The following is a 17,989-nucleotide window of genomic DNA, read 5'->3' as shown; positions in this document are numbered from 1 at the left end:
TTGTAACCGTTTGCAGCACTTTCTTCCCAACTTTTCAAAAAAGACAGACGCCCCGTAGGACGGCTGTCTTATAGGCTTGTCGAAGGTGCGACATAGAGTAAAATACTGAGGAAGATGAACACGCTTCCCGCTAGGACGAACAAGTGCCAAATGGCATGGTTGAACGGCAGTTTTTGCCACACGTAAAACACGATGCCGACTGAATAGGCGATCCCTCCTGCGAGGAGAAGCATGAACCCTTGATGACCGAGTGATTCATACAACGGACGGATGGCGATGATGCAGATCCAGCCAAGTGCGAGGTATGTCACATTGGACACCCACATGTACTTTCCGGTCGAAAACAGTTTCCACACGATCCCAAGAATCGCGACACCCCACACGATCCCGAACAACGTCCAGCCGAGCGTCCCGTGAAGGGTCACGAGTGCGAACGGCGTATAACTTCCGGCGATGAGTAAGTAAATCCCCGCATGGTCGAACACTTGCAACACCCGCTTCGCCCGTGGATGCGGAATGGCGTGCATGAGTGTCGAGAAAAGATAGAGTAAAATCATCGATGCCCCGAATACACTGACCGCCGTGACGTTCCATGTGCTCCCACTTTCTGTCGCACTCATGACGAGCAGGACGAGGGCGACGATGCTGAAGATGACTCCTAAGCCGTGCGTGACCGCGCTCGCAATCTCTTCCCCGAGCGTGTCGGCATGGAGCATCTCTTTGAGTTGTTCTTGTTTCATGTGCTCCCACCTTCCGTAACTGTTCCTTCTAGTATGGACATTTCCCGATTTAAACACAATCAAAAACACGGGCTACCGATTAGCCCGTGTCGAGATTATGCGACTTCTTTCACCGGAACGTCACATTCCATTTGTGCTGCTCGCATCGCGCGTGCCCGTTTGTGGAACAAGACGAGAAGCGTCAACGTGCCGAGTGTCGAGATGACGTACGGAAGAACTCCGTCCAGCTTGAAGCCGATTGGCGCCGTCAAGATGTAGAACCAAACCGCATACAACATGAACGTCCCCGGAAGGAGCGCGATATAGTGATTGCGCCCTTTAATGTAAAGGTACATCGCCCCGACGAACAGTGCGATGACCGCCGTCGTCTGGTTCGCCCAGTTGAAGTATTGCCAAAGCATTTGGAAGTCCATGTTCGTGAGCACGTATGAGATTGCGAAGAGTGGGAGTGCGATCCAAAGACGTGACGAGAACTTCTTCTGTGCGATCGACATGTAGTCCGCGATAATCATTCGGGCGCTACGGAATGCCGTATCGCCTGACGTGATCGGTAAGACGATGACTCCGAGAATCGCGAGCGTGCCGCCGATGCTGCCGAGCATGAGTGTCGCCACTTCTTGCACGACAAGTGCCGGAGTGCCCGCACTGATGAGTCCAAGTAATTCCCCCGGCTCAAAGATGGCCATCGCCGCTCCAGCCCAAATCATCGCGATGACCGCTTCGGCGATCATCATGCCGTAGAAGATTTCACGACCGTTGCTTTCTTTCATCGTCGTCCGCGAAATGATCGGTGACTGTGTCGCATGGAAACCAGAGAGTGCCCCACACGAGATCGTGAAGAAGAGGAGCGGCCAGATCGGTAAGCCGTCCGGATGCATGTTCGTCAATGTCATCTCTGGAATCTTGTATCCTTGAGCGAACAAGCTGACCGCAATCCCGATGGCACTGATGACGAGTAGCGCCCCGAAGAACGGGTAGATACGTCCGATAATCTTATCGACCGGGAGAAGCGTCGCCAAGATGTAGTAAGCGAATACGGCGAAGATGACGATGGTGAGCGTCGATGCGTTCCCATCGAACAAGTTGTTGATCATGTTACTCGGAGACGTGACGAACACCGTCCCGACAAGAAGTAAGAGTAAGAGTGCAAACCCGTTGACGATATGGCGAAGCGAACGCCCGAGAAACTTTTCCGCCAGTTGTGGCAAGTGTGCCCCGTTGTTTCGAAGGGAAATCATTCCTGTCAAATAGTCATGAACCGCACCGGCAAAGATCGATCCGAAGACGATCCAAAGGAAGGCGACCGGTCCGTAGAGCGCCCCCATGATTGGTCCAAAGATTGGTCCGACACCGGCGATGTTGAGCAATTGAATCATCGAGTTCCGTTTTTTGCCCATCGGCACGTAGTCGATGCCGTCCTGAGACGCATAGGCGGGCGTCGTCCGCTCTTCCTTGATGCCGAACGTCTTCTCGACGTAACGACCATATACTAAATACCCGACCAAAAGTAGTGCGAGTGCGACGAAGAATGTAATCATCTGTCAGTCCCCTTTTCCGTACATATGTAGCCGAATCCCATCAGCTCTTCGGTTTACACGTGTCATGTAACCGATTACATGTTTGATTATACATAAGACCAGATGATAATGTAAGGGCTTTCATTCACATTTTAGACACTTTTCTTCGACAAAAAACGACGCCCGATTCGGACGTCGTTCTGTACTTATTTCAAGTTGAAAGTTGCTTGTTTTGCGCCAGAACCATCGAAGTCACTCGCGATGACTTTGTACGTTCCTTTCGCAAGACCTTTTTTGAATGTGAACGTATACGTACCAGCCCAGCTCGCCTTCACTTTCGCGACTTGCTTGCCTTTGGCGTCTTTCAAGACGACCGTCGCACCTGGTGTCGTTTTCCCGATCAAGGCACGCGTACCTACTTTCACGCCTTTCGTGTTCTTCGGCGTCACCATCTTAGGCTTCGCGATCACAAATGACTCAGATTCAACCACTTTGCCGGAAACATCTTTCGCTTCGATTTCATAGCTTGCCGCAACGAAACCAACGCGCTTCGTGAATTCGAATTTACCAGACTCGTCTGCCGTCGCATAGGCGATTCGTTTTCCGTCCCGTTTCAACACCATTTTCGCACCTGGCGAAGACGTCCCCGTCAGAACTGTCGTGTTGGCATACGTCAAACGTTTCGAGATGGCAGGCGCTCCGACAAATCCGTCTCCGACGACTTTCGTTTCCGTCATCGTCTTCCCGTTCAATTCGCTTTCAATCGTCAACGACTGACGAAGTTTGAGTGGCTTGACCGTCAAACGGTACATGCCTTCTGCATCGGCTGTCGTCGTGGCGAGAACCGTTTGGCCATCTTTCAATGTCACGTTCGCATTTGGCGCCGTTTTCCCGGTTACAACTTTTGCACCCGGTTTGATCACATCGACCGAAAGCGTCAAATCAACCGGTGTTGCCTCGAGCTCCGTCGTATAGGTACGGAAGAGACGACCTGCCGCATCTTCACGTGTCGCGTCCGTCGCTTCAATTCCTTCATAAAGGTTCAAGTACTGCTTCCCTGCGTCCGCTGTCTCAAATGTCACCGAACGCTTCGCGTCTGCGACAATCTTCCAGTTGTTGTCGGCTTTGTAGTCCAACTTGTCTTTACTTTCGACAATGTAGTCCGAGATGACGTTACGTGTCTCATACGCTGAGCGATAGACGATGTTCTTCCCGCCCCCAAGACCTGGGAACGATGAAGAACCTGCGCGATAGTTGTTCGTCGCGACCAAGAACTCTTGGTCCATCTTGATCGGTTGTCCATTGTACTCGACGTTCTTCACGCGGTTCGCATTCTCGTTGACGAGCTTCCCACCGACATCGAACTTCGCAGGACCCGTGACATCAATCTCATACGTCAAACCGTCGAGAACATCGAAGTTGTAGCTACGGAATTGAAGGTTGAGTAAGTTCTCGCCGTCTTCTTCGATTTGGTCAAACGCACCCGCTGACATCTCGAGCCAATCCATGACATCTTTCCCTGTCACTTTGACGACTTCGAGCGTGTTCGGATACACGTAAAGGTCCGCGACGTTTTTCAAAGCGATTTGCCCTTTCGGGATATTCGTATAGTAGCTTGCGTCCGTCAATTCACGGCCACCCGCTTTGAATGGCGCACCCGCTGACAAGAGCGGCAACTCTTTATATGCAGAAAGTTCTGGGTTCGTCTCGAGTTCTTTCTCGACATACCACTTCTGTGCGTTCGTCACGAACTGAACCGATGCGTCGTCACGGACGAGTGCGAAGTAGCTCTGAATGTCATCTTGAATCTCACCGACCGGTTGGTTGATGTAGTCGATTGTCGCCACGTGGTCGTCTTCGATCAACGCTTGAATCGTCGGATCAACCGCCGTATCTGCCGTCACCGAGTCGAGCGCGGCCGATGCGTCAAGAATCTGCCACTTGCCGTCTACGAGTTCAAGCTCGAAGTCGATGACACCGAGGTCCTTCCCTTGGTTGTTCGCCATGACGACCGGTTTGCCATTGATTGTCCCTTTTGTCATATCGACGTTCGGGAATGAAGCGAACATGCCTTTCGCATCCGGGAAGCGACCGTGTTGGTGCCCCGTCATGACCATGTCGAGTCCGTCAATCTTCGTGAGTGCGTAACCGACGTTCTCTTCGCTGTCGAGTTGTTCATCTGCAAGTGTCGCACTGTCACCGATGCCTGAGTGCGCGAGGGCGACGACGACGTCCGCTCCCCGGTCTTTCAATTTTTGAACCGCTTCACGTGCGGACGGGATGATATCCTCTGCCGTCACACGGCCTTGAAGGTTCCCCGAATCCCATGACATGATTTTCGGAGGGACGACTCCGAATACGCCGACTTTGATCGTATGTGTTTCCCCATCCAGGTCTGTGACCGTTCGTTCGATGATTTGGACCTCTTGTCCATCCACGTTGAACTTCGAGACGATCGGGTTGCCTTCTAAATCTTTGACGTTCGAGTTGACAAAACGCAGTTTCCCTTTCGATCCCTCCATCGCGTTGTATAAGAATGCGAGACCGAAGTTGAATTCATGGTTCCCAAGTGTGACGGCATCGTAGTTGAGTGCCGCCATCGCCTTGTACATCGGATGTTCGAACGCTTCATTTTTATCGACTTGGCTCTCACGGACGTAATCGCCAAACGGTGTCCCTTGAATCGTGTCCCCGTTATCGAACAAGAATGTGTTCGTTTCCCCAGCGGCTGTACGATGTTCATTGATGAGTGTCGCGACTTTCGTCAATCCAATCGTGTTATCGATTTTGTCTTGGAAGTAGTCGTAGTTCGTGATGTTCGTATGTAAGTCTGTCGTCTCTAAGAAACGAAGCTTGACGATATCCTCGTCCACTTCCGCCATGACGTTCGGTGCCTGTAGCGGCAAAACGGTTGGTAACACGAGCGCGGTCGCGATCGACCATTTCAATGCAGTTTTCATGTGATTGTCCCCTTTTTTTGGTTGATAATTGTCTAACCATATTCAATATAACACCAGCTGTCTTTCCCTCCTATTAAATTTTTATATAAAAATAGACCTAATTTCCTTTACAAAAATTAGGTCTATCCTCCTGTTATTGTTTGATGCGAACGGTGAACGGTCCATCGCCTTCAATTTCTTCAAATGTGACCGATACCGGGTACGCATGTTTCCCGTGAACCGGCTCTTCAAGACGAATCATCGTGAAGCCGACCACGTCCTCCCCACTCACGAGTTCAAGCGGGAGTTTCTCGACGTTCAAGTGGCGGTCGTATCCGTTGCGAAGGAGAATCGTCGCCGTGACGTCCGTCTCTTCCTTCTCCACCGATACGAGCATCAAGTTGAACTCGTTCTCCCCGACTGGCGGCGTCGAGATGTTCGTCCGCATGAGCTGTTGCCATGCACGTGTCGAGAATTTCGTCTCTTCTCCCGGTGACACGGGCTGAAGCGGGTCAATCGGATTCATTTGGAAGACGAGTCGGAGCGAGTCGTACGACTCCACTTCCCCGAACATCTCATCCAAGAAGAAGTCCAAGTAGACCGGTTTGCTCGTCCATGCCTCAAAGCTCGGCAGTTCAGAACGTCCGAGGACTTTCCGGCCAATCGGGACATTATTCGCGTCCAACAAGAGGACCGGCAATTCGTTGATCTCGAATGAGCTCGGAAGCGTGTTGCGGAACAACGCCACGATCGACAAGTCATGCCCGATCGACTCGACATTCAACAACTCAATCGAGAGCTGATTATCGAGAAGTGGTGGAAGTCGTTTCGCATGATAACGGAAGACGTACTCGTCCTCTTTCGGGATCCCCATCGCGTCGTCGATGACGAGCGTCAATTGGCGCCCTTCCTCTGTATTTCCTGTCTCAATCTGTTTACGTTTACGAAATCCTAACATTATACTTCCTCCTCTGCCATCTCAGCGAAATAACGGTCGAGCTGGCATAGTTCCGTCGTGACATCCCGTGCGATATTGATATATGTCTGTTCGAAGATTTCCAGTCCTTCTTTTCCGAACTGACGGCTCGGGTCTTCCTGACCGTAGCTGCGAAGCCCAATCCCTTCTTTCAATCCGCTCATCGTCGTCAAATGATCTGTCCATTTCATGTCGACGGCGCGGAGAAGCGACTCTTTGGCGAAGAGGACGATGTCATCTTGTTCGAGGCGTGACGCCGTCGTAGCGATGATCGTCTCCATCCAGTCGTTTAAAGCATCCTTCAGTTCACGCGTATCGGCGATGTCATTCGCCCATGTCGGCTCCTGCATCGTCAAGTAGCGCAAGTCTTCTTTCAACTCATCGATCGGCCATTCCTCAGGCACGAGTTCATCCGACACATGCATATCGATGCTGTTCTCGAGAGCGAGACGCATCATGCCGAGGACGTTTTTCGTGATGGCATCCGCATCGGCGTTGACGGCCTGGTTACGAATCGTATAGATGATATTCCGTTGCTCGTTCAAGACGTCATCGAGTTTGAACAAGTAGTCCCGAATCGAGACGCCGAGTCCTTCGATCGTCGTCTGCGCATATTCGATGATCTCGATGGCGTCTTTCGACGAGACCTCACCTGTCGCGCTCGGCTTCAATTTTTTCTCCACGCGCTCTAACTTCTGCGCCGCATAGCGTTTCACGATCTCATCTTCGAGCGAGACGAAGAACTCGGTCGCACCCGGGTCGCCTTGACGCCCCGAACGACCGCGGAGCTGGTTGTCGACACGTTTTGACTCGTGGCGCTCCGTCCCGATGACGAAGAGACCGCCCGCTTCCTTCGCTTTTGCGTCGAGCGTGATGTCCGTCCCGCGTCCGGCCATGTTCGTCGCAATCGTCACTTTGCCGAATTGACCGGCATCCGCGATGATATCCGCTTCCTGAGCGACCGTCTTCGCGTTCAACACGTCATGCTCGATCCGCTTCTTCTTCAAGTGCTTGCTGATGGCTTCCGATTGTGCGATCGAGGTCGTTCCGATCAAGACCGGACGTCCCGTCGCATGTAGTTCCGCCACTTTCTCAGTGACCGCCGCATACTTTTGCTCGGTCGTCATGAAGATGCGGTCCGGATGGTCGACACGCTGACGTTCGCGGTTCGTCGGCACTTGGACGACGTCCATGTTGTACGTCTTCAAGAACTCTTGACGTGACGTCTGAGCTGTCCCCGTCATCCCACCGACGAGCGGATACATCCGGAAATAGTGCTGAATCGTAATCTCCGCCGTCGTCTTGTTCTCTTCGGTGATGGTGACGCCTTCTTTCGCCTCGAGCGCCTGATGCAACCCTTCTGACAAGCTCCGTCCTTCCATGATGCGTCCCGTGAACAAGTCGATCAGCTCAATCTTGTCTTCACGTACGATATAGTCGACGTCAAGTTCGAACAAGACGTTCGCACGGAGTGCCTGGACGAGATAGTGATAGAGCACCTGGTGTGAGGCGCTGAACAGGTTATCGATGGCGAACAGCTCTTCAATCTTGACGATTCCTTCTTCCGTGAACGTCGCAGATTTCGACTCGAGGTCGACTTCGTAGTCGGTCTCCTCGAACTCAGAAATGATCTGTTGCGCCAACTGTTTCAACCGGATATGTGACCGGTCCTTCTGCGCGATGATGAGCGGCGTCTTCGCCTCATCGATCAAGATGCTGTCGACTTCATCGACGATGGCGAAATGGAACGGACGTTGGACCCGTTCTTCCGGCTTATGGACAAGGTTGTCACGCAAGTAGTCGAACCCGAACTCTGTCCCGACCCCATACGTGATGTCCGCCTGATATGCGGAACGCTTCTCGTCCGCTTCGATGTCCGGGACGTTCAAACCGACCGTCAACCCGAGGAAGTCGTGAATCTTCCCAATTTGTTCCGCGTCACGTCTCGCCAAATAATCGTTCACCGTGATGACGTGGACGCCTTTTCCTTCGAGCGCCTTGACGTAACTCGGCAAAGCGGCGACGAGCGTCTTCCCTTCCCCCGTCGGCATCTCCGAGATGTTCCCTTCGAGGAGGGCGAACCCACCGATGAGCTGGACGTCATAGTGACGCATGCCGAGCACACGGACTGACGCTTCGCGGACGAGAGCGAACCCTTCTTCCGCGATGTCATCTACTTTCTTTCCATCCAAGAGACGTGCTTTGAGCGTCTCCGTATATGTACGCATCTCGTCATTCGAGAGGGCTTTCATCGTTGTCTCTAATTCATTAATACGCGCGACCCGTCGTTCGTACGCTTTCAAACGCCGGCTTTGATCATTCGTTAACTGTTTTACAAATTGGATCACACTAATAGCCTCCATCTTTCTATCAATTCATCACTTACATACTCGTCTATTATAACGAAAATCGAACCATTTCGGAGACTTTTTTACGAAAACTTCCTAAAAGTTGGTTTTTAGACACGTGAAAACCTATAAATTTTGGTTAATTTTCAAAAAGTATTTGTAAAAATATTTTCAATTCACTATTTGAGATGACGTGAGACCGTGTTACGATGAAAAAAACAGAACATTTGTTCGTAAAAAGGAGTGGTGACGATGCGCAGACGAATCTTTTGTATCGACAGCGTCTCGTTCTATGCCAGTTGCGAGTGTGCCGCGCGCAACAAAAATCCTTACAAGACGAAGCTCGTCGTCCTCTCGAACCTGCAGGATAGCGGGGCACTCGTCCTCGCCGCGACCCCGAAGATGAAACAGCTCGGCATCAAGACTGGGTCACGTCGCTTCCACATCGACCGCCTCCCATGGCACGAACGACGGGACGTTTTGTATGCCGAGGCGCGGATGAGTCATTATTTGAACGTCTCCATCCAAATCATCCACATCCTCCATCAGTTCGCCCCGCCCGAGGCGATTCGCGTCTATTCGATCGATGAGACGCTCGTCGACATGACGGGGACGGAGCGGCTGTTCGGAAGTGACGAGCACGTCGCCCACCTCATGCGTGCGACGATTTTTCGCTATACGGGCATTCCCGTCACCATCGGTATCGGACCGAACAACGTCCTCGCCAAGCTCGTTCTCGATTTGCATGCGAAAAAGGAAGGAGTCGCCACGTGTCTCCTCCATGACGTCGAACGGCTTATCCACCCGGCGCCGATCGAGAAGATGTGGGGCGTCGGGACGAAGATGGCGGTCCACCTTCAGCGGCTCGGCATCTGGACGATCGGGGACTTGGCTCGTTATCCGCTCGAATCCCTTCATGAAAAGTTCGGTGTCATCGGTGCAGAACTTTGGCATCACGCCTGGGGCATCGACGAGTCGCCGACCATCCTGCCGGCGAGCTCCTTGTTCGGTGCGAAACGGACGCGACCGAAGTCGATCGGACACGGCATCACCCTCATGAAAGACTACACGACGTATTCCGCAATCCGGCTCGTCCTACAAGCAATCGCGGTCGAAGTCGGCATGCGGACCAGGCAAGCGGGGCTCGTCGGAGGGACGATTCATCTCGGGGTGCGCTATACGCGGACGAGCGACCGGGGTGGCTTCAGTAAACAAAAGAAGCTCCCCCGCTTCACAGCGGACGAGCAAGAGTTTCTCCCGATCTTATTGCAGCTATTTTTAGACGGCTGGGAAGAGACGGAGGCCGTCCGTTACGTCTCGGTCGCTCTCGGCAAGCTCGAGCCACGGAGCGACCACGTCCAGTTATCGTTCTTCGAAGACGAATGGGCGAAGGCGAAACGGCTCGACTTCCTCGATTTGATTGACGGCCTGAACGTCCGGTTCGGTCGCGGCACAATCCGACCGGCATCGAGCCTACTAAAAGACAGTCCGCTCCGGACGCGCCAACGTCTAATCGGCGGACATAAACAAGGAGGCGATTCCTCATGAGCAAGACCCGCTATCGTGACCGGGGTGAGTTGAAATGGATCCCATTTCTCATGCCCGAGCACGTCGCCCTACTGAAACGTTATTATGCCCAAATCCAAAAGATCGAACTACCCGACTTGGACGAACAGCTCCTCTATCTTTGGCAGACCGAGCTCGAACGAGCCATCCGTGAAGGCGACCAAGTCGAAGTGACCTTGTTCGTAGACGGCTTGACGAAAAGCATGCGCGGCTACGTCCACGCCATCTATTATGCCGAGCGCGAAGTCGAACTGTTCGATGGTGAGGTGCGCCGCGTCCCATTCGGAGATATCTTGTCCGTTCGTTAAGACGCCTCGATCGCTTCCTGGGTCGTCTCGAACGTCTCGATTCCGTCAAGCAGACCATAATGTGAAAGCGTCGCGCGGACCGAGGGTGACAGATGCGCGAAGATGACGTGACGGTCGGCCGCTTTTAGTTCGGTGACGACACGCCGCAACTCCTCGACCGCGGTCACGTCGATGACGGGACAACGATGAAAGTTGAAGATGAACACGTTCGGTTCCCGATGGATATGATGGAGGACGTGCTCGAACAACTCGACCGCACCGAAGAAGAGCGGACCTTCGACACTGAAGACGATTTGGCCGTCCCGTGTGACGTACCGTTCTGTCCGTTCGCGCACGTCAATCGTATCGGCCATCCGTTTCGCAAAGAGCGCGAGCGCACAGATGACCCCGACCTCGACGGCGACGACCAAGTCGACGAATACCGTCAACAGTAGCGTGACGAGAAGGACGAGCGACTCGGATGAACGATGACGCAACATCGCCATCACGTGATGGCGCTCGGACATGTTCCAGGCGACCCGCATCAAGATCGGAGCAAGTGCAGCGAGTGGCACGTAACTCGCAAACGGGGCGAGGACAAGTACCGCCACGAGCACCGTGAGTCCGTGAATGACCCCGGCACGTCGACTGACCGCTCCGGCCTGAATGTTCGTCGCCGTCCGGGCGATGGCACCTGTCGACGGGATCCCACCAAAGAACGGTGTGATCACGTTCGCGAGTCCTTGCCCGAACAGTTCCTTGTCCGGCTTCATCTTCGTCCCTGCCATCCCGTCGGCGACCGTTCCAGAAAGAAGTGACTCGAGTGCGCCAAGGAAGGCGATGGCGAACGCGGACGGGAGGAGTGTTGTGATCAGGTCGAGGTCGATCGCAAGCCAGTTGAATGTTGGCAGCCCGCTCGGGATACCGCCATATGCACTTCCGATGGTCGCGACCTCACCCGGGATGAGGAGACTGACGAACGTCGGGACGAGCATCGCCATGAGTAAGAGCGGTAAACGGAACGGTAGCTTCGGCACGAGCCAAAGCGTCAAAAAGCCAATCCCGGCAATGACAATCGGCCAAGGACTCGCTTCGGGCAACGCCTGACCGAGGCGAAGCAAGTTCTCGTGAAAGTGTGGTGCCTTCTCAAAGGTGACTCCAAACAACTCATCGAGCTGGTCGACGAAGATGACGACGGCAATTCCGGCCGTGAAGCCAATCGTGACGGCACGAGGCATGAAACGGATGAGCCGTCCGACCCGAAGCACGCTCATGAGGAGCAGCAACATTCCGGCGAGGACGGTCGTGACGAGCAACCCTTCATATCCATATGCGAGGACGACACCCGAAACGATCGGGATGAACGCCCCCGTTGGTCCGGCAATCTGGAACGTCGAGCCTCCGAACAGGCTGACGAGGATTCCGGCGAAGATGGACGTGTAGAGCCCATATACCGGCGGGACGCCTGAGGCGATGGCGAATGCCATGGCGAGTGGGATGGCGACGACACCGACCGTGATTCCGGCTGAGATATCCTTTTGCCACATCTCACGTGTGGAGAGTGAGTCTTGCATCATACATTCCTTCTTTCCCAATCAGTTCAAAAAACGAGTTTAGTGTACGCCTGGAAAGAGGGCTTGTAAACGGATTGAGAAAAACGTTAACAGAATGTACAAAAGAAAAAGACGCACCTTCCGATGCGTCTCCCTTCAATTCGTCGGAGCCTCTACGACTTGATTGCCATCTTCCGCGTCTTTCGCCAGCAACTTCACGTGACGACCGAATAACCACATGACGACGAGATGGGCTTTCGCCTGCGTCTTCGTATAGAACCACCACGGAAGTGCTGGTACGAACTCATGGATGGCGACGAGTCCTTCATCCGACTCCGGTAAACGTCTAAACTCGAGACGTCCCGTCTTATCCTCTTCACTCAATTTGACGAACTTGCCCCCGTCAATCGCAAAGGACGCCATATCGTCCGTCGCTTCTCGTTCAAGCGATAGATGAAGCGCGACGAACGAAGGATCGAGCAGTGCAATCTCCCAATCATCATCTTCTTTCGTCGTCTGAATGAGCGGATACATAAAACGACCGAGCCACTCGAAGTACGTGTCCGCCATCCAAAGCGCCGACTTTTCTTCCGGCAGACCGAACCGCTGAATCGAACGGACGGTGTATGACTTCGGTTGCTTTTTCTTCTTACCGCCCGAGGACTGCTTCTCTTCTTCCTCAAGCGCATGTTCGACCGCCTGTTTGAACGGAATCTCTCCCTGACCGATACCTTCGACCGTGTCTTCTGCGACCATCGCGTGCCCCATGCTCTCGACGAGCGGATAGACGGTCGCCTTCGGTTCACCCGTGACAGCCATGACCCACAGCCGCGATAGTTTGATTGTCGGGAACGGGAAGTCGATCAAGACGCGACGCTTGTCCATGACTTCGGCTGTCTGTTCGATCATCTTCCGATACGTCATCACCTCAGGACCTCCGATGTCGATATGACGGTCATAAAGCGACTCGGCACCGACGACCGAGATGAGCGCCTGAACGGCTTCCCGGATGTCAATCGGATGCGTCTCCGTCTTCGTCCAACGTGGCAAGATCATCGTCGGTAACCGTTTGACGAGCTTCGCTAAAATCGGAAACGACGAGCCTTCCGGACCGATGATCAGTCCAGCACGAATCGTCGTCACCGGTATCCCTTGCCCGCCGAGGATGCGTTCGACCTCGAGTCGGCTCTTCAAGTGACGCGACAACGTCTTTTCTTGTTTCGGGATGATCCCACTCAAATAGACGATCTGCTCAATGTCGTTCGCCTTCGTCGCCCGAGCGAAGTTATCCGCAATGAGCGCATCCATGTCCTCGAACGTCGCTTGCGTCAAGCCGCCGTTCGGAATCATCGAGTGCACGAGGAACATCGCGTAATCCGCGCCCTCGCATGCTTCTTTCGTTGCTTCGTATGAGAACAAATCACAGGCACGCCACGTGATATGGGCCTCATCTTCTTTATTCTTCGTCGATCGCGATAACGCGATGATGTCATACTCTTCCTTCAGCTGCTCCATCACGTTCGAGCCGATATAGCCGCTCGCCCCCGCAATGACAATCGTTTTTCGCATAATGGTCACTCCCCTAATTATTCGCATAGAGGTAATGTACCCTTCTTTTTAAAAAGATAAATCAGTCTAAGTATGTAGAGCCTGCTCGACCGATTCATACTAAAATGAGAATAATTAGAAAAAGGAGGGATATTCATGGGGTTTTGGTACTTTCTTTTGCTTGGGTTGGGAATTATCCTCATCGTGCGAGGGATTGCAAGTAGCGCAAAACAAGGTGGACTGATTTTAGTCGGGCTTGTGATGGTCGGGGTATCCATATTTATGTTCCAAGATGGTAGTGCGGACTTGGTCGCGAATTGGTTGGATCAAATCACCGGTCGATAAGCCACGTTCTCGAGTAATAGCGAGAGGTTCATTGACACCCTTTTAACGTCTTCAATCTTGAATTGATATGGAAGGAGCTCGACGATGAAACAGTTCAAACGAGTAAGTGTCCTGGCGTTATTCGCCTTGATTGGATTTGCTCTTTTCCATTATGCGACCGAGTCGAAGACAGGTTCCGCTGCATGGACGACGGAAGTCGCGACACATCACTTCAAAGATATCTTAGAAGCGCAGCGAGCAGCGATTGAAGCACATACCCCGCTCGATAACATTGAGCGAACGAAACTGTCACACGAAGATGACGTCGTCCGTCTTCTCCTCGGTCAACGAGATTGGGTCGAGCAATTCCACTATACGATTCAGGATGTACAAGTGGATGAAAAGGGCGGTTTCTTATACGCAAACGCGTATGTGACGCGAAATCTTCAATTTGAGAGTGGTGTCACGACCGGGCTTGGTGACGAGATGACGATTCAATTGAGGTCTCCGAATGAGACGATCGAAGAGGTGGAGCTCGACAATCATAGTGTGACACAATCAGATCAACCCTTTTTCAAACGCTGGATCAGTCGAGTGTTTGACTGAACAAATCCCACTTTCCAATCGGAAAGTGGGATTATTGTTAAAACGATAAATCTAAACCAGTACCATCATCAAGAAGTTCTCCGTTTTTAGCGGTATAGTCGACACGAATCTCGGCTCGCTACAAGATGTCACTCGCTTGTAGCGTAGACATCCATATTGTCGAATAATGCATCCTCTGTCAATTCAGCATCTTCAAATCGTGCGATTACATTTGAGTTGGCCAATTCCATCCCTTTTGACTCTTCGTCGGAATCTGGTTGCATCGACCATTAAAGACGAACATCAATCTTGCCATTCTAATCGCAATCACTCAAAATCCAATCAGAAGCCACTTTAAGAAACATTTAATATTGAACTCTCTTCTAAATTTACATTCGCAGTGATAAAAACTTTTTAAAAGCCGGGCCTTTTGTACAGTCGCTGTGTCTTCGGATTCGTACCGAACACGCTTAAATCAATGGGAATCACACCAACTTCTTCTATTATGAACACTTTCTTAAGTTGCTCAAACACCGCTGTTGTATATCCTTGTTCACGATACATCTACTCAATCAAAATATGATAAACAAAGACACCCTTTGATGCAGGTCGAAACGCATATCATAAAATTTCCGACACGGGTGTCTCTATTCATCACATGAACAATGGTCCGGCCATCCACATGATGATTATTTGGAAAGAGATTCTGAATTAACTGATTTCCATCTAATTATTTTAATTAAAAACCATATTTTAACTCTCTTAACTCAAATGCTTCTTGTCCACCTTCTAAAATTAGACATGCATGATTTCTAATGCCTTGACAATCAATTTTTTCACCTTCAATTTCAAAATTACACTCAAGCGATCCAGTCAAATATTCAAATCTTGCTTCATTATTTTCAATAATAGATGGGTCTTGATTTGCGACTATAACATTATTGGAATCAGTCAACACGACTAAGTTAGCATTATGAGTCACTAAAATAATTTGTCGATCTATGCTCTTATTTCGAATAAATTTTACTAAGTCTTTAGAAATGGTTCTGTTATCTAAATTATCTTCAGGTTGATCAATCAGAATAGGATGTTTTTCAGTGCTAATACTTAAAAATAATTCTAATAACACTAAACCTCTTTTACCTGGAGACATCTGACTAATATTGTCATTATCTTTTTCAACATCAAGAATAATTTCTGTATACGGTCTATATAAATCTTCGATAATTCGAACTAATGAATAATTGTTTTTAAATCGGTCAGCCGGAAGTTCGATAATTAGATTTAATAATTTTTTAATTTTAACTGAGTAATCGCTCAAATCAAAAATAAATTGACGATTATCATCAATAATCTCCAAAGGTATAGATGTAGACAAGTTTCTTCTAAGGTTAAAATTATCAATAACTGTATTCTCAAATTTATTGTAATTGAAACTAACTTTAGACTTAACTTTTAATGCACCTGCTTGTTGCGAATTAATTAAATCAACAAATTTTAACTGAGTAGCAATTAATTTTTCTAGTGATGCGTTCAAATCCTTCATGTATTTATCAGAGAATTCTAAGGAAATTCTGTGTTCATCTTTTAATTTTTTTAAAAACATTATTTTTTTCTCGAATTCAGAAATTTCTTCCTGAAGGATTTCAGTTCGCTCTGAAAACGAATACTTTGATTGTATTTCGGTCAATCTAGATTTATAATCAATTATTTGTTTACTTAAATCTGTTTGGGATTTTTGGGATTTTTGTTTAAATTCTTGGACTTCACTTTCAAATTTACTAAACTCGATGTTAATTATTGATTCGAAATCATTATATAAAGAAACTAATTTAGGGTCTTTTAGTACTTCTAGTTTTAAAAAGTGTTGTTTTATGGATTGCCTTAAATCAATAATCACATTTATAAATTCACCACACTCATTGATTTGATTCAAAGATGTGGATTCTAATCCGTGAAAATCTACAAGGTTACACTCTATAAGTCTTGATTCTTTTTCATCTTCCGGGCTAAATTTTGATTTAACTTTTAAAGCCTCTAATTCGTGAACCAGTTTATTTTTTTCAGTCTCATAGAAAGTCAAATCTTCAAAACTTTGAATCTTACTTTTAATCTGAACTTGTTTAGATAACTCCTCATGTAGTTTGTAACTTAATGTATTGATATTTGTTTTATATAAATCTAAATTACTAAAATAAGACTGATGAAATTCTGAGATTACACTATCACTTAATATTATCTCCCAAATCTTTTCTTGTAAAACTTCATTTGCAGTGTCTTCAGATAAAGCATTAATATATAACTGAGGAATATATGTAACTTTACCTTGCCTAGCGAAATCTTCACTTGAAGAAATCATTCCATTTCTCCAGTGAACTTCGAACTCTACTTTATCAATAAAAGTATCCTCATAACTATTATTCCATACCTTATTCTTTGTTCTAAGAGCAACTTCTTCTGGTGAAACTGTAGATGCGATTTTATAAAGTAACAGTGATTTACCTGAAGATTTCCCACCAATTATTGTATTTAAGTCAGGATTTAACTCAATAAAATTAGACTGAAAGTTATCTGGATCTTTAAACACTACTTTATCAATAATATTATGGTCTATTTTTTTATCGGGATTATCCTCTTGAATTCTAACTCTTCCATCTGGTTCAGTTAGAATTTGAAGAAGTCCTTCGAAAGTTGGATCTGATTTTATCCAAGTGTGCCTGTTCAAGTCAGGCTTGCCAACTTTATCTAATTGATGCGCATCACTACCATGTATACAAGGTTTAGGTGTTCCTAATGCCTTATTTTGTCGCAAGAAATACTCTCGATCTTTTGGGTTGCTACTAAAAATAAAATCACATTTTTGATAAATATTTTCTTTAACTGCTTTAAATTGATCGTGTCTAATTCCTGAAATACCGTCACCTTGTTTATTTGCTGCCCCAGCAATATACTTTCCTGAGAATATTGATTTCTCATCCTGCTCTAAAATTTTATGTATATCATTTACACTTACCTTAAATTGATTAACGCCTTCTACATAAGCCAATTCATCTGATGCCTCAGGTAATGTTTGTTTACCAAGCTCCAATAAATCATTATACGTCGCAGTATAACTTCTACCTTTAAAATCAAATTTAAGATTTTGCAAAAACTTTGAAACTATGTACTGATCTATTTCTGGACTAAAAATGACATGATAATTAACAGCTCTTTCTCTATCTGTATAATCTGTTAGTCTTAATTCAATATTAGGCAATATCAAATCTATGTTTCCCAGTCTACTATTTTTTAATTTTTCATCTTTCACTTTAAAATAATTATTAACACTTAAATAATCAGTTATCCCAAGAACGCTCAAATCTTCTAAATTCTCAATCCTTGACAAAAAACCTTCCCAATCGCTATTGAACTGATCATTAAGAGCAGTTCCGGGGGTATGCAAATGTAAATCCCATTTTCTCCAGACTGAACCTTTGGTATTTATAAATTTTTTCATAAATATTCACTCCCAAAATAATTTAATTAGTTACATTTTATACTATAATTTAAATTGATTAAACCATGTTGATAGGCAAGATTATTATTTGGAGAATAAAAATAAAAAAA

The 17,989-nt window shown here is 48.5% G+C and carries 13 protein-coding genes; 4 read left to right on the top strand and 9 right to left on the bottom strand.

Features of this window, described 5'->3' with window-relative positions:
• Window positions 1-68: 68 nt before the first annotated feature.
• The 5 genes from trhA to secA2 form a co-directional block, all read right to left on the bottom strand.
• A complete protein-coding gene (gene trhA, locus KNO94_RS05175; protein WP_012726872.1) occupies window positions 69-740 on the bottom strand; it encodes a PAQR family membrane homeostasis protein TrhA in 672 nt (223 codons plus the stop codon).
• A 95-nt stretch (window positions 741-835) separates the two neighbouring features.
• On the bottom strand, window positions 836-2,278 hold the full coding sequence (locus tag KNO94_RS05170; protein WP_078147282.1) for a carbon starvation CstA family protein: 1,443 nt from the start codon (window positions 2,276-2,278) through the stop codon (window positions 836-838).
• Between the two features lie 185 nt (window positions 2,279-2,463).
• On the bottom strand, window positions 2,464-5,217 hold the full coding sequence (locus KNO94_RS05165) for a bifunctional 2',3'-cyclic-nucleotide 2'-phosphodiesterase/3'-nucleotidase (protein ID WP_214778010.1): 2,754 nt from the start codon (window positions 5,215-5,217) through the stop codon (window positions 2,464-2,466).
• A gap of 133 nt (window positions 5,218-5,350) precedes the next feature.
• The gene (locus tag KNO94_RS05160; protein ID WP_214778008.1) at window positions 5,351-6,154 is read right to left on the bottom strand and encodes an SLAP domain-containing protein; all 804 of its coding nucleotides are present in this window, start codon (window positions 6,152-6,154) and stop codon (window positions 5,351-5,353) included.
• A complete protein-coding gene (secA2, locus tag KNO94_RS05155) occupies window positions 6,154-8,520 on the bottom strand; it encodes an accessory Sec system translocase SecA2 (protein ID WP_214778006.1) in 2,367 nt (788 codons plus the stop codon). The genes KNO94_RS05160 and secA2 overlap by 1 nt, the downstream gene beginning before the upstream one ends.
• Window positions 8,521-8,772: 252 nt before the next feature.
• Between secA2 and KNO94_RS05150 the strand changes: the two genes are divergently transcribed.
• Together KNO94_RS05150 and KNO94_RS05145 are read left to right on the top strand one after the other, a co-directional pair.
• A complete protein-coding gene (locus KNO94_RS05150; RefSeq protein ID WP_214778004.1) occupies window positions 8,773-10,068 on the top strand; it encodes a Y-family DNA polymerase in 1,296 nt (431 codons plus the stop codon).
• Complete coding sequence (locus KNO94_RS05145) at window positions 10,065-10,394, top strand: YolD-like family protein (protein WP_214746123.1); 330 nt, start codon at window positions 10,065-10,067, stop codon at window positions 10,392-10,394. The genes KNO94_RS05150 and KNO94_RS05145 overlap by 4 nt, the downstream gene beginning before the upstream one ends.
• Here KNO94_RS05145 and KNO94_RS05140 read toward each other — a convergent pair.
• Window positions 10,391-11,947, bottom strand: a complete 1,557-nt coding sequence (locus tag KNO94_RS05140) for a SulP family inorganic anion transporter (RefSeq protein ID WP_251125825.1) — start codon at window positions 11,945-11,947, stop codon at window positions 10,391-10,393. The two genes, KNO94_RS05145 and KNO94_RS05140, sit on opposite strands and share 4 nt — an antisense overlap.
• A gap of 135 nt (window positions 11,948-12,082) precedes the next feature.
• Window positions 12,083-13,495, bottom strand: coding sequence for an NAD(P)H-binding protein (locus KNO94_RS05135; protein WP_214778001.1), 1,413 nt, complete (start codon window positions 13,493-13,495; stop codon window positions 12,083-12,085).
• Between the two features lie 135 nt (window positions 13,496-13,630).
• Between KNO94_RS05135 and KNO94_RS05130 the strand changes: the two genes are divergently transcribed.
• Entirely contained in the window at window positions 13,631-13,819 is a 189-nt protein-coding gene (locus KNO94_RS05130) for a hypothetical protein (RefSeq protein WP_012726888.1), read from the top strand.
• Window positions 13,820-13,903: 84 nt separating this feature from the next.
• Window positions 13,904-14,404: a hypothetical protein gene (locus tag KNO94_RS05125; RefSeq protein WP_214777999.1), complete on the top strand. Its 501-nt coding sequence runs from the start codon at window positions 13,904-13,906 to the stop codon at window positions 14,402-14,404.
• A 128-nt stretch (window positions 14,405-14,532) separates the two neighbouring features.
• Here the strand turns inward: KNO94_RS05125 and KNO94_RS15345 are convergent, their stop codons facing one another.
• The gene (locus KNO94_RS15345; RefSeq protein WP_285800774.1) at window positions 14,533-14,667 is read right to left on the bottom strand and encodes a hypothetical protein; all 135 of its coding nucleotides are present in this window, start codon (window positions 14,665-14,667) and stop codon (window positions 14,533-14,535) included.
• Window positions 14,668-15,122: 455 nt separating this feature from the next.
• Window positions 15,123-17,879: a TrlF family AAA-like ATPase gene (locus tag KNO94_RS05120; protein ID WP_214777998.1), complete on the bottom strand. Its 2,757-nt coding sequence runs from the start codon at window positions 17,877-17,879 to the stop codon at window positions 15,123-15,125.
• Window positions 17,880-17,989: the final 110 nt, after the last annotated feature.

This window comes from Exiguobacterium sp. s22, from assembly GCF_018617455.1.
In the GTDB taxonomy this organism is placed as follows: Bacteria; Bacillota; Bacilli; order Exiguobacteriales; family Exiguobacteriaceae; genus Exiguobacterium.
The sequence above is the reverse complement of the archived record's forward strand: the minus strand, read 5'-3'. Positions and strand labels throughout refer to the sequence as shown.